Origin of the sequence: Paraburkholderia caffeinilytica (assembly GCF_051027425.1) — a bacterium.
Taxonomy (GTDB): domain Bacteria; phylum Pseudomonadota; class Gammaproteobacteria; order Burkholderiales; family Burkholderiaceae; genus Paraburkholderia; species Paraburkholderia caffeinilytica_A.
In genome coordinates this window covers 2557289-2574130 of record NZ_CP186553.1, presented here as the reverse complement: position 1 = coordinate 2574130, position 16842 = coordinate 2557289, and the positions used below count along the sequence as shown (strand labels likewise).

Below are 16842 nucleotides of genomic sequence, written 5' to 3'. Positions count from 1 at the left end.
CTGATTAGCCATCCGTACGATAGATGTAAGACACAAGCGAAGTACGGACAGATAGCAGGGTTTCTCCAGCGGTGCCTGACCGCCTTGCTGCTTCGGCAGCAGGCGGTCTCTTTTCCGCCGAACAGGCCGGTGCCAAGCTGGCCCGCCTGTGCCCATCCGACCAACGAAGCGCCGATCGAGCGAGGTCTATGACGCATCCCGCATCGGAACCAAATCCGCCGGCCACGAAAGTCATGACAGGCGACGCTCGCGTAGGCGTCGCCTCGAATGCACGCGAGCCCATTCTGGCTACTGCCGGTATCAGCAAGACATTTCCGGGCGTGAAAGCGCTAAAGCAAGTCGACTTCTGCCTGTATCCCGGCGAGGTTCACACCCTGATGGGGCAGAACGGCGCCGGAAAATCGACATTGATCAATGTGCTGACGGGCGTAGTCGCGCCTGATGCAGGCACGATTCGTCTGGGTGGCGAGATCGTGGCGTTTGCGTCGCCGCAGGAGGCCGAGGCGGCCGGCGTGCGTACGCTGTATCAGGAAGTGAACCTGTGCCCGAACCTGTCGGTGGCGGAGAATATCTTTGCCGGCCGGCAGCCCAGGCGTTTCGGCGCAATCGATTGGCCCGACATCAAGCGTCGCGCACAGGCCGCGCTGCGTCGTCTCGACGTCACACTCGACGTCACTCGGTCGCTCGACGCTTATCCGATCGCCGTGCAGCAGATGGTGGCGATCGCGAGAGCGCTTTCGGTCGACGCACGCGTGCTGATCCTCGATGAGCCGACCTCCAGCCTCGACGACAGCGAAGTCGCCCAGCTATTCAAAATACTTCGGCATCTTAAGCAATCGGGTATCGCCATTCTGTTTGTCACGCATTTTATCGAGCAAACCTACGCTATCTCCGATCGGATCACCGTGATGCGTAACGGCGAGCGTGAAGGCGAATACCTCGCGCGAGATCTGCCGGCCGACCAGCTGGTCGCGAAGATGGTCGGTCACGAGCGCATGAGTGCGCGCTTGCGCGAAGCCGCACATGAAGGGCACGTTGCCCATGAGGGGCCAGAGAGTAAGGCGGCGGTTCAGCCGTTCGTCGAACTGCGCGGCGTCGGACGCCGCGGCACATTGCAACCGATCGACCTCGACGTGCAGCCGGGGCAAATCCTCGGCCTTGCCGGTCTGCTGGGTTCGGGCCGCACGGAGACCGCACGGCTGCTGTTCGGGGCGGACCGTGCTGACAGCGGCACGATCCTGATCAACGGACGGTCCGTGCGTTTGCGTTCGCCACGGGACGCCGTGCGTCACGGTATCGGCTATTGCGCGGAAGACCGCAAGAAAGAGGGCATCGTCGCCGAACTGTCGATCCGCGAGAACATTCTGCTGGCATTGCAAGCGCGGCGCGGCTGGTGGCGCAAGATCAACCGGAATCGCGCGCGTGAAATCGCGGACATGTGGATCGAGCGTCTTGGCATCAAGGCGACTGACGCCGAACAGCCGATCGGGTTGCTCTCCGGCGGCAATCAGCAGAAAGCGCTGCTCGCACGCTGGCTCGCCACGAATCCCAAGCTCCTGATTCTCGACGAGCCCACTCGCGGCATCGACGTCGCTGCGAAGTTCGACATCATGGACCGCTTGCTGGCGCTGTGCGCGAACGGGCTGAGCATCCTGTTCATTTCGTCGGAGATCAGCGAGGTGCTGCGTGTCAGCCACCGTGTGGCCGTGCTGCGCGACCGCCGCAAGATCGCCGAAGTGGCCGGTCAAGCATCGAACGAAGACAATATTTATCGACTCATCGCGGGGAGCGGCGAATGAAGCTATCGAACTGGTTCGTGCGCGACGGTGCGGAGCGTCCGTTGATCTGGCCGTGCGTCACGCTGGTGCTCTTGTGCGCCCTGAACCTATTGGTGAATCCAAATTTTCTTTCTCTGAGGATGCTCGACGGCCATCTGTTCGGCGCGCCGATCGACGTATTGAATCGCGCTGCGCCGCTGGTGCTGGTCGCGACCGGCATGACGCTGGTGATCGCGACACGCGGTATCGATATTTCGGTTGGCGCGGTCGTGGCGATTGCCGGGGCCGCCGCGGCCACGATACTCGCCACGCAAGCGGAGCCCAGCGCCGGAGTGATCGCGCAGGCCCTGATCGCGGCGTTGATCGTCGGCGTATTGAGTGGCATGTGGAACGGGCTGCTGGTGTCGTTCGTCGGCATGCAGCCGATCATCGCCACGTTGATCCTGATGGTCGCCGGCCGCGGCATTGCGCAACTGTTGACGGCGGGGCAGATCATTCCGATCGGCGCACCGGGCTATCTGTTCGTCGGCGGCGGTTACTGGCTTGGCTTGCCGTGCTCCGTGTGGATCGCGAGCGTTGCGGTGCTCGCCACCGCGGTGCTCGTTGAAGGCACCGCGCTCGGGCTCTTCATTCGCGCGATCGGCGTCAATCCGGTGGCGACGCGTCTTGTCGGCCTGCGCTCGAAAGCGCTGGTATTCGCGGTGTACGGCTTCTCGGGGCTGACTGCCGCGATGGCGGGGATCCTCATCAGCTCGAACGTGCGCAGCGCCGACGGCAACAACGCAGGGTTGCTGCTCGAACTCGACGCGATTCTGGCGGTGACGCTCGGCGGCACGTCGCTGCTCGGCGGCCGTTTCAGTTTGACAGGTACCGTGCTAGGCGCGCTGATCATTCAGACGCTCACTTACACGACCTATTCGATCGGTGTGCCGCCGGAAGCGACGCTCGTCGTCAAGGCTGCCGTGGTGCTCGCAGTGAGTGTGATCCAGTCGCCCTCGGCGCGCTCGCTTGCCATGTCGCTCTTCACGCAGCGCGGGGTGGTGCGATGAGACGACTTCTCGACGCCTGGGCCCATATCGTCGATCCGCGCACGTTGCCGATCGCCGTCACCGTCCTGTTGTTTTGCGCGCTGTTCGGTTTTGGCTCGGTGATGTACACCGGCTTTTTCTCCTGGCAGGTACTGCTCGATCTGCTGGTCGATAACGCCTTTCTGCTGATCGTCGCAATCGGTATGACGTTTGTGATCGTGTCCGGCGGAATCGATCTGTCGGTAGGCTCGGTGGTGGCGTTGACCACCATCGTCGAAGCGGTGCTGTCCGAGCATATGCATCTGCCGGTCTGGCTGATTGTGCCGATCGTGTTGCTGATGGGCACGGTGTTCGGCGCAGTACAGGGTGCACTGATTCACTTTTTCCGCCTGCAGGCATTCATCGTCACGCTGGCCGGCATGTTTTTCGCGCGTGGTCTGTGTTTTCTGATCACGACGCAGTCGATCACCATCAACGATCCGACGTTCCAGAAGATCTCCGCGTTTCGGCTCAATATCGGCGTCGGCTCGGTAACGGCCAATGTGTTGATCGCTCTTATCACGCTTGTCGCGGCGATCTATGTCGCGCATTTCACGCGCTTTGGGCGCAACGTGTATGCGGTGGGTGGCAATCCGCGCTCGGCGCTGCTGATGGGCTTGCCGGTCGCGCATACGCGGATCGGCGTGTATGCGCTGAGCGGCTTCTGTTCGGCGCTCGGCGGCGCGGTGTTCACGTTCTATGTGCTATCGGGTTATGGCCTGCAAGGGCAGGGGATGGAACTCGATGCGATCGCGGCGACGGTTATCGGCGGAACCTTGCTGACGGGGGGCGTCGGCTATGTGATCGGTTCGCTGTTCGGCGTCGGCATTCTGGGCACGATCCAGACGCTGATTACCTTCGACGGCACGCTCAGTTCGTGGTGGACCCGTATCGTGATCGGCGCGTTGCTGTGTGCTTTCTGCCTGCTGCAACGGCTGATCGAACGGCATGCCAAATCGGCGCGACGTCCTGGCGGAACCGGTGCTGTCGTGACACCCGGCCGCGAGCGTGAGCGCGGGCGAGGTGACGCCGCAGCGGCGTCCGATTCACATGCGATCGGACGCGCGCCGGAGCAGGCGTTGTAGCACGGCTGCGTGGTATGCGACTCAGGCGCGGAGTTCTCTCCCCCGCGTTTCTGGCAACGTCAGCGCGGCGAGGATCACGACACCGTATGCCGCCGCGGCGAATACGCCGATCGCGTGGCCTAGCGTCATGGTCTGTGAGACGTAGCCGATCAGGAACGGAAACGTCGCGCCGACGGCCCGCCCAAAGTTGTAGCAGAACCCCTGGCCGGAGCCGCGAATGCGTGTCGGAAACAGCTCGGTGAGGAACGCGCCCATCCCCGAGAAAATACCCGACGCGCAGAAACCGAGTGGAAAGCCGAGCACGAGCATCGCGAAGTTATCGAGCGGCAGTTGCGTGTAGATCAACGCGATCGCGCACGAGGCCAGCGCGAACGTAATGAAGGCGCGCTTACGGCCGATCTTGTCGCTGACGTAAGCGCCCGTCAGATAGCCGCAGTACGAACCGGCGATCACCACGCCCAGATAGCTGCCGGTGCCGATCACGCTCAGATGCCGCTCGGTTTTCAGATACGTCGGCAGCCACGTGGTCACCGCGTAGTAGCCGCCTTGCACGCCGGTCGCGAGAATGGACGCGCGCAGCGTCGTCCAGACAATATCGCCGCGGAAAATATCGAGCAGCGAAGGACGCGTTTGTGCCGCATTTTGCGCTTCTTTCTGCTGCCGATGCACCTCCGGCTCATCGACGAAGCGACGAATCCAGATGACGAACGGTGCCGGCGCAATGCCGATCGCGAACAGCACGCGCCACGCGTAATCGGCCGGTACCAATGAAAATACGGCCATGAACAGCAGCGTCGACACGCCCCAGCCGATCGCCCACCCTGCCTGCACCAGACCCACGGCCTTGCCGCGATCACGCGGACGGATCACTTCGCCGATCAGCACCGCACCGGCCGTCCACTCGCCGCCGAAGCCGAGTCCCATCAGTCCACGCGCCCACAGCAACTGCGAAAAGTTCTGCGCCAATGCGCAAGCCAGCGTGAACACCGCGAACCACAGAATCGTGATCTGCAAGGTTTTCACCCGGCCGATGCGATCCGACAGCACGCCGGCCGCCCAACCACCGAGCGCCGAACTAAGCAGGGTGACCGTGCCGATGAGGCCGGCGTCGCCGCGTGTGATGCCCCATGTCGCGATCAGCGTCGGAATCACGAAGCTCAGGAATTGCGTGTCCATCGCATCGAGCACGTAGCCGATCTTGCAGCTCCAGAACGCACGCTTCTCGCTCACGGAAATCTGCCGATACCATGCGAACGGTCCTTTCCCTGTGCCGGGCGCGTCATAGCGCTCAGTGTCTGCGGTGAGTTGCGCTTCGGTTTTCATGCCTGGGCTCCGGTCGTAGTCGGTGGCCGCATCTTGCTGCGCGGCTTGTGGTTGATTGTGGTTGAGATAGCGGGAAATAACGACGCGGCTAGAGAATCGCCAGCGTGGTGTTGGGAATATCGGTGACGAGCATGTGTCCCGGCTTGTGCGCGATGGCGAACGGCAAGCGCGCGCTTTCTATCGCGGCTTGCGGTGTGACGCCGCAGGCCCAGAACACGGGCAACTCGTCGCTGCGCATCTCGACTGCATCGCCGAAATCGGGCCGCGTGATGTCGCGGATGCCGATCAGCGAGGGATCGCCGATATGGACCGGCGCGCCATGCACCGCGGGAAAACGGCTGGTGATCTGGATGGCGCGAATCGCGTCGGCGGCTTTCATCGGCCGCATCGAGACCACACGGTTGCCGCCGAACACGCCTGCGCTCACGTTGCGTTCATGCGTTCGATACATCGGCACGTTGACCTGCTGTTCGATATGGCGCAGCGCAATGCCTTCGCGCCGCAACATTTCTTCGAACGAAAACGAACAGCCGATCGCGAACACCACCAGATCGTCGCGCCATAGTTCGTCGAGACTGCGCACTTCTTCGGCTCGTTCGCCGTGGCGGTACACGTAAAACGCGGGGACGTCGTTGCGGATGTCGAGGTCCGCGCCGAGCGACGGGACGCGCCATTCGCCCGGTTCGCCGATGCCGAGCAAGGGGCAAGCCTTCGGATTGAGCGTGCAGAAGCGCAGGAAGTCGTCGGCGTGTTGGCTGGGCAGGATGGCGAGATTGGCTTGCGCATAGTCGCCACAGTAGCCCGCAGTCGGCCCGGACAGGCGGCGGCTGCGAATCTGCTGACGAAACTCGGATGGCGTGTAGGACATGAACGGCTCGACTCCAGCTAGGTCCGGTTGACTGATGGAGTCCAGATTAGTAACGCCAAAAATATCCATCCAGCGAGTTATTCTTGTGTTTCGTTAAATTAAACTTAACGGCGTGTCAGCCGTTTTACGATAAGTTTTGCGGTATTGATCGAATGCTTTGGGTCGCTCTCGGGAGAGTGAATGCAATGAATACCCGCTTTGTCGAAACGTTTTTGACGCTCGCCCGTTTAGGCAGTTTTCGTGCGACCGCCGCTGCCATGCACGCCACGCCCGCCGCGATTTCGTTACGTATCAAAACGCTCGAAGCGGAGTTGGGCGTCGAGTTGATCGAGCGCGACGCGGCGGAATTTCAACTCACGGAGCACGGCGAACGGCTGCTTGCGCATGCGCGATCGGTGGTGCAGGCCACGCGCTCGCTGCAACTGGCCGCGCAGGACGGAACCCAGGTGGCGAAGCGGCTGCGGCTCGGCGTAGTCGAAACGGTGGTGCATAGCTGGTTGCCGGACTACATCCGGATGCTGAATGCCGAGTACAACCGCATCGTCGTGGACCTGACGGTCGACTCGAGCGCCGTACTGGGACCCCGGCTGCGCGCGGGCGAACTGGATCTGGTCATTCAGGTGGAGGAAACCGGCGAGCATGAAGCGTCGATCGTTTCGACCTTGCTGGCGAGTTATCCGGTGCGCTGGATCGCGCGCAACGACCTGATTCCGGCGAGCCGCGCGAAACATGTGCAGACGGTATTGCAGAAACCCGTGCTGACGTTCGGCCGTGGCACCGCGCCGCAAATCGCGGTGGAAGCGATCGTGGAGACGCTCGCGACGCGCGCCGGTGTGCCGTTTGCCGATACGCAGGTGACCTGCATGCCGTCGGTGGCGGTGATCGTGAAACTGTTGCGCGACGGTTATGGGATTGCGGCAGTGCCGGCCTTGTTCGTCGAACCTTTCCTGAGCAGCGGCGAACTGGGGCAATTGCAGGTGCGTCCGTTGCCGCCGCCGATCGATATTGCGATGTACTACCGGGATGACGCCGACGTGGGCGTGCTGGCGGCATCACGCGTCGCGCGCAGCGCGTGTGATCAGTATGCGAAGGCGATGGGGCGCCAGTTGATCGAGCGGCGCTGAGGCGGGCTATCAAAAAAACACGCCAAACATGTCATTCGTCTTATGCCATTTGCCGTGCTACACTGTACTAACATTGTGTTTACTTCGATGCCCCAACCGTTTAGCATTTCACTTCAGGTTCAGCCATGAAAACGACCATCCGCAGAATGGGTAATTCCCATGGTGTACTGATTCCGAAACCGATCTTGACCCAACTTGGGCTGGAGGACGAAGTGGATATGCAAGTTGAAGGAAACGCTCTGGTGATCAGGCGTCCGCAGAAAAAAGCGCGTACCGGGTGGGCGGACGCTAGCCGTTCGTTGGCAGCGTCGAAAGACGACACACTGGTAATGGGCGAGTTTCCCAACGCCGATGACGCGGGGCTCGAGTGGTAGCGCGCGGCGACGTCTGGCTGGTCGCGTTGGATCACACCGTTGGCAGCGAGATTCAGAAAACGCGGCCTTGCGTGGTTGTTTCGCCGGCCGAGTTGCACGATCACCTGCGCACGGTCATTGTCGCGCCCATGACCACGGCTGGCCGTGCGGCGCCTTTTCGTGTCCCGCTTACCTTCCTGCGCAAGAAGGGTTTGATCCTGCTCGATCAGATTCGCACGGTAGACAAGACACGGCTTGTGAAGCGCGCCGGTGCGGTGTCGGATACGGCGCTATCGAACGCGTTGTCGACGTTGCAGGAAATCTTTGTCGAGTAAGTGATGAGGCACGCGTCGGCCGGATGAGCATGTCTTAAGGCTCATCTATACGGAGGCGCCGGCGCGCCGTAGCAACCAGCTTGTCGAACGAGAAGGTACTCGCGGCAAGCGCGGTGGCGTCGGGAAAGTTCTCACGCGCAATGTCCGTCAAGACCTGGCCGGGTGGCGCTTCGATCAGCACGCGGGCGCCCATTTCCTGCATGACCGTGAGCGCGTCGAACCAACGCACGGTGAAGCGCATATTGGTCGCGAGATCGTCGCGAATGGCTTGGACCGTGTACAGAGGCCGGCCGCCGCGATTGCCGATATAGGTGCTTTGGGGCGCATGAAAAGGCACATCCTGCGCGTACGCAATGAGTTCGTCCGTCGCGTGCGCGAGCAGTTCGCAATGCGACGGCACACTGACCGCAAGACGCACAGCTTTGCGTGCGCCAGCCGCCAGAGCGCGTTCAATGAACGTGTCCAGCGCTTTATTCGTCCCCGCCATGACGATCTGACGCGGCGCATTCACATTGCCAACATAGACACGTTGATTGCCCGCGTCCGCGTGCTGCGCGGCAAGTGTTTCCAGTTGATGTTCGGTCAAGCCGGACACAGCTGCGAGACCGTAGCCGGACGGGTACGCTGTCTCCATCAATTCCGCGCGCTTGCGAACCATCTTTAACGCGTCGCCGAAGTGAACCGCGCCGCAACTGACCGCAGCGGCATATGCGCCAACCGACAAACCCGCGCTGATCTCCGGCGTGAGCTGTTCATCTGCGAGCGCACGCATGAAAGCCACGCCCGCAACCGTCAAACCAATCTGAACGGCCACGGTCGAGCGCAGTGAGTCTATGGTGTCGAGTGTCAGTACGTCGATGCTGAGCACCTGAGACGCTTCTTCGAGGGTGTCACGCACGGCGTGATGCTGTGGCAGACGGTGCAGGAATCCGTCCGACTGCGCGCCCTGGCCGGGAAACAGAAGGGCAAGCATCAGGCATCGCCGTGAGCGGGCGCCCACGGATCGGCAATCAGTTGCGGGCCGCGAGCATGGCGCGCCATCACGCGTGCTTTGCCCGCTGCCCATTCGGCCAGCGCGATTCCGCCTGCAGGCGTTTCCAGTTGCGCATCCACGCGAATGCCGGCGCGTTGTGCGATTGCTTGCAGATAACTCAGCAACTGAATGGCAGCGTGGTGTGAGAGTTTTTCCGGTGCGCGGATCAGTACATCGAGATCGCTCGATAAAGTGGCCGTGGGTGCCTGCGTAGCGAGTTCGAAACCCGTGCTGCCGGTGGGTCCCCAGACGAATTCAGACAATGTGCCGGTCGTGTCGCGTTGTAATGCGGCAAGGGCCGTGAAAGCAGGAAACGCAGTACGTTCCGCAAGAGGGCTGCGTTGCGCTAACTCTTCCGGCGGCACGGCGGTTTCGATGTCGTCCAGATGCACCCAGGCGCCGTAACGCTGCGACCGCTCCGCACCGCGCAAGCCGATTGCAACGAAGCCATCAGCGGCCAGCGCGCGTCTCACGACTGCATACGGCGCACGCTCGAAAGACACGCGAACCCACTCCGGTTCGCCGTCAAACTGCCGCAAGCGATGCAAGCGCAGCAGATCATGCGGCCGCCAGCGCGCGTCGCACGACAGCGCGTGCTCGGCTGCAAACGGCGGCGCGGCGCAGACTTGCATTACACGGCATCCCATTGTTCGGCGAGGCGGCGTCGCACTTCGATCGACGCTGCGCGATTCTTTTGGGCCGCTGCCGATTCGAGACGATGCGACAGACCGCGGTTGTCATCGCGTGCACTGTGAATATGCTCGGTCAGCACCTGACGCACGCGTTCGATTTGCGCGGCATCCGGCGCATCGGCGTCGACGCCTTCGATCAACTGATCGAGCAGACCGAGTTTGGCAAACGACGTCATCGAATACGACATCGGCACGATGGTTTCGCCGAGGGCGTCGAGTGCTTCGACGGTGCGCCGCGTGACGCGGGCGGCCGCTTCCTTGCCCATTGCATGGACCATCGTGCCGGGCGCATCGAGCGCGACGATCCGGTTGGCCTGATAGCCGTGCGCGAGGAACGCACCCGACATGGCGGGCCCGACGATCAGCGCGATCACCGGATGCCCGGCATCGCGTGCTGATGCATAGGCATCGACCGCAGCGGCGCAGGCGAGGTGAATGCCGAGCATTTCTTCGCGGTAGCCGTACGCCTGGCTTTTGACATCGACGATCGCGACGATCGGGCGGCGTGTGCCGCTCGCCTCGTCCTGTGCGATGACCTCGCGGACCGCGCGCGCGAGTTGCCAGCCTTGCTCGAGACCGACCACATTATCGGTCGCGCGCGGAAAGCGATTGTCGGGATCGGGGACGACCGTAATGAAGCGCGCGGTCTCGCCGCCGAGCGACGCATCGCCGCTCCACACGGGCGCCTTGCCGGACGGTTCGCCGGCCAGTGCATGGAACCAGCGCGCGCCGCGGCTGAGGGTGATGTCGTTCATGCCTGCTCCTTGCGCGCGTCGTTCTGGGCTTGCGGGTTGTACACGGCGCGCATTGTCTCCGGCGTGACGCTGGCTGGGTCGATCTGCGCGAGGCGATTCAGAAACGCGTCGACCTGTTCGCTGCGATGCGCGGCCGGCAGCCCTTGAGTGAATGCGGACTGCACGGCGGCGCGCACGGCGTTTGCATCGTCGTCGACCAGTTGATCGGCGAGCGCGGTCGCGGCCCGTTGTTCGCCGCCGATCAACTGCCACACGTGGCGCCGATCGCTGGCGTCGAGTTCTTCGATACCGGCTTCCTGTTCGATCACTTCGGGACCGTTCATGCCGAGCCGCCCTTGCTTCGTCACGACGAGATACGAGCACAAGGCCGCAGCAAGCGACATCCCGCCAAAGCACCCGACCATCCCCGCGATCACGCCGACCACCGGCACATGGCGGCGCAACGCGACAATCGCGGCCTGAATCTCGGCGATCACCGCGAGGCCGAGGTTGGCTTCCTGAAGCCTGACGCCGCCGGTTTCGAACAACACGACAGGGCGCACGATCTTGCCGCGTTCGCAGTCGCGCAACGCCATTTCGAGCGCCGCGGCGATCTTGCTGCCCGACACTTCGCCGATGCTGCCGCCCTGGAATGCAGACTCGATTGCGGCGACGACGGCCGGCTCGCCGTCGATGGTGCCGCGCGCGATCACGCAGCCGTCATCGGCCTGGCAGACCACACCTTGCAGCGGCAGCCACGGCGACTCGATCTTGTCGAACGGTCCGAGCAGTTCGCGGAACGAGCCGGCGTCGAGCAGCGAGCGGGCGCGTTCGCGAGCGGACAATTCGATGAAGCTTTCGCGCAGCATCGACGCGGGACGTGCAGTGGCGACAGTCATGCGGCGTCTCCCTGTTCCGCGGCTTCGATGGCTTCCGCAAGCCGCAGCGCGACGACACCGGGCGTTGCGCCGAAGTCGTTGATTTCGATCTGCGCCGCGCCGTCGTAGCGCGTGAAGAAACGGTCGAGCACGCTCTTCCAGATGTGACTGTAGCCATCGACACTGGTCCGCACGACTACGTGCGCGGTCAAAGCCGCGGCGTTTTCAGCAGGCGACAACAGGACTTCCAGATCGCCCGAACCGACTACGCCGACATGCGCTCGGGTCGTGACAGCGCGTTGCGCCGGATAGTCGAAGGTCAGATGTTCCATGAGGCTGAGCTCCCACTGGCGTCGTGATGCGCCAGCATGTCGAGAAAGAGGGTGGCGGCAAGCAGATCGGCTGCGCCGCCAGGTGATGCGTTGAGTGACAGCAGTGCGTGTTCGAGTGCGACGAGAGCGGTGTGACCGTCCGGCGTCGAGCTTCCGCCTGCTTGCAGCACGCGGCGCGCGCCGTGTTGTGCCGCGTGCAAACCGGGCAAACCCGCGCGATGCAGCAGGCAGGTGTCGTCGAGCGACACCATGATCGAGAGCAGGGCGTCGATGCGCGCGGCGTTCTCGTCGACTCCGCTGGCTCGCGCCGCGAGCAACGCGGGCAAGCCGATATCGATGACGTGCGGGAAACCGTCTTGTGCCTCGCGGCGCGCTCCGCCCACCTGATAGCGTTGCCGCGCTCGCTCGCCGTGACTATCGGCAGGCGCCGCGAAGCGATCCGGGAAGCAGGCAATCTGCGCGGCGAGCGTGCATACGTGCGACGCATTCGGATGCGTGCCACTGCCGGGCATCGCGGCACCCGCTACCAACAGGCCGATAATCCAGATCGCGCCACGATGAGCGTTGCTGCCGCCGGTGGCATGCAGCATGTCCTGCTCGCCGGCGCGGCCTATCTGCGCGAGTTCGGCACGCAAAAGCGCGGAGGGTTCGCCGCGGCGGCGCGCTGCACGTGCAAGCGCCGCGAAGGTCGGTTCGAGTGCGTGTGCCGAGCGCAGCATGGTGGCGAGATCGAGGTCGCGATGCGCGCCGCTGCCGCGCCGGTCGACCAGCGCGGGTTTCGGCGTGAGTTGCGCTTCTTCGATTAGCGCGGTGACGGCGTAGCGTGCGAGTTGTGCGTCGGACGGTGCGACCCGTAGCCTAACCGCCGGCCTTTCTGCCGTGCCTGCCGTGCGCGAAACCGTGGCGTGCTGGTGTGCTGGTGCGATGCGCCAAAGCACGTCGACCTCAGCCACCGGTTCGGCATAAGCCGTGGACCTGACCGTGCCCGTTTCTCTTCCAGTCATCGCGGCAGCACGGGACGCGAGTTCCGCCTTCGCGTCCGGCATGGCGTCGGCCTCGCACTCGAGCAAAACAGCGGGCGCCATCGTCACCAGCTCCTGAAGCGGGCCGGCGGCGTGTACAGACCACCCGACCACGTCACCAGATCGTCGATGCTGCGTGCCGCCAGCAGCGAACGCTTTGCTTCGCCACGCCGGATGCCGAGATCTTCCGGATACGCGACGATGCCGCGCCGGCGCAATTCGGCGGTCTTCTCCGGCTTCGCGCGCAGTCCGATCGGCGTCACACCGGCCACGGCAGCCAGCGCCGCGCGCCGTTCGTCGATCCCTTCGGCTTTATGCAAATGTGCGATGCCTTCTTCGGTAACGACGTGGCTTACATCGTCGCCGTAGATCATCACGGGGGCGATCGGCATGCCGCTCTTCGCACCGACCGCAACCGCATCGAGTTCATCGACGAAGGTCGGTTCGCCGCCTTTCTTGTAGGTCTCGGCCAACTGCACGACCAGCTTCTGTCCGCGCGAGACCGGACCCTGATCCTTCAGCAGCTTGAGCCACGCTTCGCTCGAATGACGTCGGCCGCGTGGATCGTGGCCCATGTTCGGCGCACCGCCGAAACCGGCAAGGCGGCCGCGCGTCACCGTCGATGAATTCGCGTCCGCGTCGATCTGCAAGGTCGAGCCGATAAACAGATCGACGCCGTATTGCCCGGCCAGCTGGCACAGCACGCGGTTCGAGCGCAGGCTGCCGTCGTTGCCCGTAAAAAAGACGTCGGGGCGTGCTTCGATGTAGGCCTCCATGCCGACTTCGCTGCCGAAGCAGTGGATGCTGTCGACCCAGCCCGATTCGATCGCGGGGATCATGGTGGGATGGGGATTGAGCGTCCAGTTACGACAGATTTTGCCTTTCAGCCCGAGCGATTCGCCGTAAGTGGGCAGCAGCAATTCGATGGCCGCGGTATCGAAGCCGATGCCGTGATTCAGCGAGCTCACACCGTACGGTTCGTAGATGCCGCGAATCACCATCATCGCGGTGAGCACCTGCAGGTCGCCGATATGACGCGGATCGCGCGTGAAGAGCGGCTCGACGGCGAACGGCCGGTCCGCCTGCACGACCACGTCGACCCACGAACCCGGAATATCGACACGCGGCAATTCATCGACGATCTCGTTCACCTGCACGATCACGATGCCGTGCCGGAACGCGGCGGCTTCCGCGATCGTGGGCGTGTCTTCGGTATTCGGGCCGGTGTACAGGTTGCCGTGACGGTCGGCTTTTTCCGCGCACAGCAGCGCGACGTGCGGCGTGAGATCGACGAACATCCGCGCGTACAACTCGACGTACGTATAGATCGCGCCGATTTCCAGTTGACCGTCTTCGAGCAGTTGCGCGACGCGCAAACTCTGCGGCCCGGCAAACGAGAAATCGACCTTGTGTGCAATGCCGCGCTCGAACAGCGTCAGATGTTCAGGGCGGCCGATGCTCGAAATCAGCAGATGCACGTCGTGAATCTTTTGCGGATCCACCTTGGCGAGCGAACGGGACAGGAAGTCGGCCTGCTTCTGGTTGTCGCCCTCGAGTGCGACGCGGTCGCCTGGCTGAATCAGCGTTTCGAGGGCATCGACGATACGGTTGGTCGGCAGCACGCCGTCTTCCAGCCACGGTGCAATGGCCGCGAGGCGCCGGTTTTTTTCGTCGCGGCGCGTGGTCCATGAGCGTGCAGTGGTGGAAGCTGCGGCGGCTTCGGCGGGTCGGTTCATCGGCGGATTCAGCTCCCGGTGGTGGTGCGCGTGCGTCTGGCGCGCGGCTTGGGTTGGTTCGCAAGCGCGGCTTCCGCCTGCGCGCGTTCGGTCAGGAAACGATGAAGCAGGTCGCCGGTGCCGAGCAGATGCGCGACGACCAGAGATTGTGCCGCGGGAATGTCGCGGCGCTGTACGGCGTCGAGCAGCGCGGTGTGTTCGTTGTCCGACTCGCCTTTGTACGACGGCAAATCGAACTTCAGGCGCAAATACCGTTCGCCGCGCCGATGCAGCGTGCCGATCATATCTTCGAGTTGCGGACGGGCGGCGGGCGCATACAGGCTCATATGAAACGCCACATTGCGCGCGACATACAACGACGGGTCCGGCTCGCGTTCGGCGGCACGGCAAAGGATGGCGGATTCCCGCAGCGTGGCGGCGGTGTGATTCGGAATGGCGAGGCCGATGGCGAGGCTCTCCAGCGCGGAGCGGATTTCATAGATTTCGCGCGCCTCGTCCGCCGACAACGGCGCGACGGTCGCGCCTTTATGCACGGCGGCTCTCGCCCAGCCTTCGCTTTCGAGCTGGCGCAAGGCCTCGCGCACGGGAATGGCGCTGACCGAGAAATGCCGCGCGATCGCGTCCTGCCGCAGCGGCGCGCCAGGCGCCAGCGTGCCGTCGACAATCGCCGCGCGCAGCGCCTCCGCGATCACACGGGACGTGCTCTCACGCGGCGGCGCCGCGGGTAAAAGCGGGCTGCGCGCCGGGGCGTCCAGGGGAAAACCATCTATTGCGTCGCTCATGATATTGAATATTATATATGAAATTGCGCACTTAACAGACGGGCAAACCCGGAAAATTACTCACCGCCCGGTGGCCTGCGATGCCCTCTCATCGTTATACGAGGCGTATCGATCCACTAGCAAGCGCGCCATCTCGTCGTTCCTTTTATGTAAGTCACGTACGCCAACCGCAGGGCCGGAGGAGCATGATGAATTCACTAACCGACCGCACGTCGGTCGCTCGGCGCCGCACGCCGCTCAATCGTTCGCAGATCGCAGGGTTTTGGGGAGCATGGGCGGGCTGGACGCTCGACGGGATGGACTCGTTCATCTACGCGCTCGTGTTGACGCCGGCGCTGACCGAGTTGTTGCCGCGCTCGGGGTACGCCGCGACGCCCGCGAATGTCGGCCTCGCCGGTTCGATTCTGTTCGCGCTGTTTCTGGTCGGCTGGGGGTTGTCGTTTATCTGGGGGCCGTTGGCGGACCGCTTCGGCCGCACCAAGGTGCTGGCGGGCACCATTTTCACGTTCGCTATTTTCACAGGGCTTGCCGCGACCTCGCACAACGTGTGGGAGCTCGGCATTTACCGCTTCATTGCCGGGGTCGGCATTGGCGGCGAGTGGGCGTTGGCGGGGACGTATGTGGCCGAAGCATGGCCGGAAGATCGCCGCAAGATGGGCGCGGGTTATCTGCAAACGGGGTACTACGCGGGATTCTTCCTCGCGGCGGCGCTCAACTATACGATCGGCGTGCATTACGGCTGGCGCGCGATGTTCCTGACCGGTGCCGTGCCGGTGGTGGTCGCCATTCTGGTGCTGCTGCGCGTGAAGGAGTCGGAAAAGTGGCAGAAAGCGGAGGCGCGCACCGTGCACGTCAAACCGCTGCGCGAAATTCTCGGGCCGACGTATCGGCGTCGCACGTGGGTCGCGTGCATTCTGCTGACCATCGCGATCGTCGGTTTGTGGGCGGGCGCGGTGTACGAGCCGTCGGCTGTGATTCAACTGGCGACGAAGGCCGGCATGGCGAAGAACGATGCGATCAGGACGGCGTCGCTGGCAACCGGCTTGCTGTCGATCGCGACGATTCTCGGTTGTCTCGCGTTACCGCCGCTGGCTGAGCGCATCGGCCGCAAGAAGACGCTGGCGATTTACTTCGTCGGCATGGCGGTGGCGATTGTCGGCAGTTTCGGCTGGGCGTTCTATCTGCCGAACGGACTCGCACCGTTTATCGCGTGGCTCTTCGTGCTGGGTTTCTTCGGCGGCAATTTTGCGCTGTTCAGCTTGTGGCTGCCGGAGCAGTTCGAGACCCGCGTACGGGCTACGGCGTTCGCGTTCTGTACGTCGTTCGGGCGGTTTGTCGGGGCGGGTGTGAACTTTCTGCTCGGCGCGGCGGTGTTGCATATGCATACGCTCGGCGTGCCGGTGGCGCTCACGGCGCTGGCGTTTATCGTCGGCTTGTTCGTGATTCCGTTTGCGCCGGAGACGAAGGGTGAGGTGTTGCCGCAGTGAGGTTGGCCGTTTGGCTGAGTGGCGGGCGTGGGCGGCGGCAGGCATGCTTTCTATTGGTTAGGCGACGTGTTCCTCCGCCGTTTTGGGTTTGTTGATTTGTACGACAATCTGTACAATGATTGCCGTTGCGCAGAGGTTTTTTCTTCTGGGCAACCGGCTCATCTGCCAGCCTCCGCGGTGCAAGAAATCAATTCGGCAGTGGAATCGTCTCTA

General features: G+C 63.3%; 17 protein-coding genes. 7 read left to right on the top strand and 10 right to left on the bottom strand.

The window, feature by feature from the left end; all coding sequences use genetic code 11:
• Nucleotides 1–188 precede the first annotated feature (188 nt).
• The 3 genes from ACOSV0_RS31860 to yjfF are packed head-to-tail and all read left to right on the top strand — an operon-like array spanning nucleotide 189 to nucleotide 3930.
• The gene (locus ACOSV0_RS31860) at nucleotides 189–1799 is read left to right on the top strand and encodes a sugar ABC transporter ATP-binding protein (protein ID WP_434111415.1); all 1611 of its coding nucleotides are present in this window, start codon (nucleotides 189–191) and stop codon (nucleotides 1797–1799) included.
• The gene (locus ACOSV0_RS31855) at nucleotides 1796–2827 is read left to right on the top strand and encodes an ABC transporter permease (RefSeq protein ID WP_434111413.1); all 1032 of its coding nucleotides are present in this window, start codon (nucleotides 1796–1798) and stop codon (nucleotides 2825–2827) included. Before ACOSV0_RS31860 ends, ACOSV0_RS31855 begins: the two co-directional genes overlap by 4 nt.
• Nucleotides 2824–3930 carry a galactofuranose ABC transporter, permease protein YjfF gene (yjfF, locus tag ACOSV0_RS31850; RefSeq protein ID WP_434111411.1) on the top strand — a complete coding sequence of 369 codons (1107 nt, stop codon included), beginning with the start codon at nucleotides 2824–2826 and terminating at the stop codon, nucleotides 3928–3930. Before ACOSV0_RS31855 ends, yjfF begins: the two co-directional genes overlap by 4 nt.
• Before the next feature lie 21 nt (nucleotides 3931–3951).
• On the opposite strand, the gene ACOSV0_RS31845 is transcribed toward yjfF, so the two are convergent.
• On the bottom strand, nucleotides 3952–5253 hold the full coding sequence (locus tag ACOSV0_RS31845; RefSeq protein ID WP_434111409.1) for an MFS transporter: 1302 nt from the start codon (nucleotides 5251–5253) through the stop codon (nucleotides 3952–3954).
• An 88-nt stretch (nucleotides 5254–5341) separates the two neighbouring features.
• The gene (locus ACOSV0_RS31840) at nucleotides 5342–6121 is read right to left on the bottom strand and encodes a putative hydro-lyase (protein ID WP_434111407.1); all 780 of its coding nucleotides are present in this window, start codon (nucleotides 6119–6121) and stop codon (nucleotides 5342–5344) included.
• A gap of 185 nt (nucleotides 6122–6306) precedes the next feature.
• Here ACOSV0_RS31840 and ACOSV0_RS31835 point away from each other — a divergent pair, with 185 nt between their 5' ends.
• From ACOSV0_RS31835 to ACOSV0_RS31825, 3 genes are all read left to right on the top strand, one after another.
• The gene (locus ACOSV0_RS31835) at nucleotides 6307–7245 is read left to right on the top strand and encodes a LysR family transcriptional regulator (RefSeq protein WP_434111406.1); all 939 of its coding nucleotides are present in this window, start codon (nucleotides 6307–6309) and stop codon (nucleotides 7243–7245) included.
• A gap of 125 nt (nucleotides 7246–7370) precedes the next feature.
• Nucleotides 7371–7619, top strand: coding sequence for an AbrB/MazE/SpoVT family DNA-binding domain-containing protein (locus ACOSV0_RS31830; RefSeq protein ID WP_434111405.1), 249 nt, complete (start codon nucleotides 7371–7373; stop codon nucleotides 7617–7619).
• The gene (locus ACOSV0_RS31825; protein WP_434111403.1) at nucleotides 7613–7933 is read left to right on the top strand and encodes a type II toxin-antitoxin system PemK/MazF family toxin; all 321 of its coding nucleotides are present in this window, start codon (nucleotides 7613–7615) and stop codon (nucleotides 7931–7933) included. Before ACOSV0_RS31830 ends, ACOSV0_RS31825 begins: the two co-directional genes overlap by 7 nt.
• Nucleotides 7934–7967: 34 nt before the next feature.
• Here ACOSV0_RS31825 and mdcH read toward each other — a convergent pair whose 3' ends face one another.
• From mdcH to ACOSV0_RS31785, 8 genes are read right to left on the bottom strand one after another with little or no spacing between them, the layout of a single operon-like run.
• A complete protein-coding gene (gene mdcH / locus ACOSV0_RS31820) occupies nucleotides 7968–8906 on the bottom strand; it encodes a malonate decarboxylase subunit epsilon (RefSeq protein WP_434111401.1) in 939 nt (312 codons plus the stop codon).
• Nucleotides 8906–9598 (bottom strand): malonate decarboxylase holo-ACP synthase, encoded by a 693-nt coding sequence (locus ACOSV0_RS31815; protein ID WP_434111399.1) that lies wholly within the window; start codon nucleotides 9596–9598, stop codon nucleotides 8906–8908. The genes mdcH and ACOSV0_RS31815 overlap by 1 nt, the downstream gene beginning before the upstream one ends.
• A complete protein-coding gene (mdcE, locus tag ACOSV0_RS31810) occupies nucleotides 9598–10413 on the bottom strand; it encodes a biotin-independent malonate decarboxylase subunit gamma (protein ID WP_434111397.1) in 816 nt (271 codons plus the stop codon). Before mdcE ends, ACOSV0_RS31815 begins: the two co-directional genes overlap by 1 nt.
• Nucleotides 10410–11291: a biotin-independent malonate decarboxylase subunit beta gene (locus ACOSV0_RS31805; protein ID WP_434111395.1), complete on the bottom strand. Its 882-nt coding sequence runs from the start codon at nucleotides 11289–11291 to the stop codon at nucleotides 10410–10412. The genes mdcE and ACOSV0_RS31805 overlap by 4 nt, the downstream gene beginning before the upstream one ends.
• Nucleotides 11288–11602 carry a malonate decarboxylase subunit delta gene (locus ACOSV0_RS31800; protein ID WP_434111393.1) on the bottom strand — a complete coding sequence of 105 codons (315 nt, stop codon included), beginning with the start codon at nucleotides 11600–11602 and terminating at the stop codon, nucleotides 11288–11290. The genes ACOSV0_RS31805 and ACOSV0_RS31800 overlap by 4 nt, the downstream gene beginning before the upstream one ends.
• Entirely contained in the window at nucleotides 11590–12687 is a 1098-nt protein-coding gene (locus ACOSV0_RS31795) for a triphosphoribosyl-dephospho-CoA synthase (protein WP_434111391.1), read from the bottom strand. Before ACOSV0_RS31795 ends, ACOSV0_RS31800 begins: the two co-directional genes overlap by 13 nt.
• A gap of 2 nt (nucleotides 12688–12689) precedes the next feature.
• Nucleotides 12690–14360: a malonate decarboxylase subunit alpha gene (gene mdcA / locus ACOSV0_RS31790; protein WP_434111389.1), complete on the bottom strand. Its 1671-nt coding sequence runs from the start codon at nucleotides 14358–14360 to the stop codon at nucleotides 12690–12692.
• Between the two features lie 8 nt (nucleotides 14361–14368).
• Entirely contained in the window at nucleotides 14369–15142 is a 774-nt protein-coding gene (locus tag ACOSV0_RS31785) for a GntR family transcriptional regulator (RefSeq protein ID WP_434111387.1), read from the bottom strand.
• Between the two features lie 188 nt (nucleotides 15143–15330).
• Here ACOSV0_RS31785 and ACOSV0_RS31780 point away from each other — a divergent pair, with 188 nt between their 5' ends.
• Nucleotides 15331–16629 carry an MFS transporter gene (locus ACOSV0_RS31780; RefSeq protein WP_434115936.1) on the top strand — a complete coding sequence of 433 codons (1299 nt, stop codon included), beginning with the start codon at nucleotides 15331–15333 and terminating at the stop codon, nucleotides 16627–16629.
• The last annotated feature ends 213 nt before the right edge of the window (nucleotides 16630–16842 follow it).

What these genes read in the sequence shown, in the direction of transcription:
- ACOSV0_RS31860 (WP_434111415.1), top strand. Translation starts at nt 189, where the DNA reads ATGACGCATCCCGCATCGGAACCAAATCCGCCGGCCACGAAAGTCATG.
- ACOSV0_RS31855 (WP_434111413.1), top strand. Translation starts at nt 1,796, where the DNA reads ATGAAGCTATCGAACTGGTTCGTGCGCGACGGTGCGGAGCGTCCGTTG.
- yjfF (WP_434111411.1), top strand. Translation starts at nt 2,824, where the DNA reads ATGAGACGACTTCTCGACGCCTGGGCCCATATCGTCGATCCGCGCACG.
- ACOSV0_RS31845 (WP_434111409.1), bottom strand. Translation starts at nt 5,253, where the DNA reads ATGAAAACCGAAGCGCAACTCACCGCAGACACTGAGCGCTATGACGCG.
- ACOSV0_RS31840 (WP_434111407.1), bottom strand. Translation starts at nt 6,121, where the DNA reads ATGTCCTACACGCCATCCGAGTTTCGTCAGCAGATTCGCAGCCGCCGC.
- ACOSV0_RS31835 (WP_434111406.1), top strand. Translation starts at nt 6,307, where the DNA reads ATGAATACCCGCTTTGTCGAAACGTTTTTGACGCTCGCCCGTTTAGGC.
- ACOSV0_RS31830 (WP_434111405.1), top strand. Translation starts at nt 7,371, where the DNA reads ATGAAAACGACCATCCGCAGAATGGGTAATTCCCATGGTGTACTGATT.
- mdcH (WP_434111401.1), bottom strand. Translation starts at nt 8,906, where the DNA reads ATGCTTGCCCTTCTGTTTCCCGGCCAGGGCGCGCAGTCGGACGGATTC.
- ACOSV0_RS31815 (WP_434111399.1), bottom strand. Translation starts at nt 9,598, where the DNA reads ATGCAAGTCTGCGCCGCGCCGCCGTTTGCAGCCGAGCACGCGCTGTCG.
- mdcE (WP_434111397.1), bottom strand. Translation starts at nt 10,413, where the DNA reads ATGAACGACATCACCCTCAGCCGCGGCGCGCGCTGGTTCCATGCACTG.
- ACOSV0_RS31805 (WP_434111395.1), bottom strand. Translation starts at nt 11,291, where the DNA reads ATGACTGTCGCCACTGCACGTCCCGCGTCGATGCTGCGCGAAAGCTTC.
- ACOSV0_RS31800 (WP_434111393.1), bottom strand. Translation starts at nt 11,602, where the DNA reads ATGGAACATCTGACCTTCGACTATCCGGCGCAACGCGCTGTCACGACC.
- ACOSV0_RS31795 (WP_434111391.1), bottom strand. Translation starts at nt 12,687, where the DNA reads ATGGCGCCCGCTGTTTTGCTCGAGTGCGAGGCCGACGCCATGCCGGAC.
- mdcA (WP_434111389.1), bottom strand. Translation starts at nt 14,360, where the DNA reads ATGAACCGACCCGCCGAAGCCGCCGCAGCTTCCACCACTGCACGCTCA.
- ACOSV0_RS31785 (WP_434111387.1), bottom strand. Translation starts at nt 15,142, where the DNA reads ATGAGCGACGCAATAGATGGTTTTCCCCTGGACGCCCCGGCGCGCAGC.
- ACOSV0_RS31780 (WP_434115936.1), top strand. Translation starts at nt 15,331, where the DNA reads ATGAATTCACTAACCGACCGCACGTCGGTCGCTCGGCGCCGCACGCCG.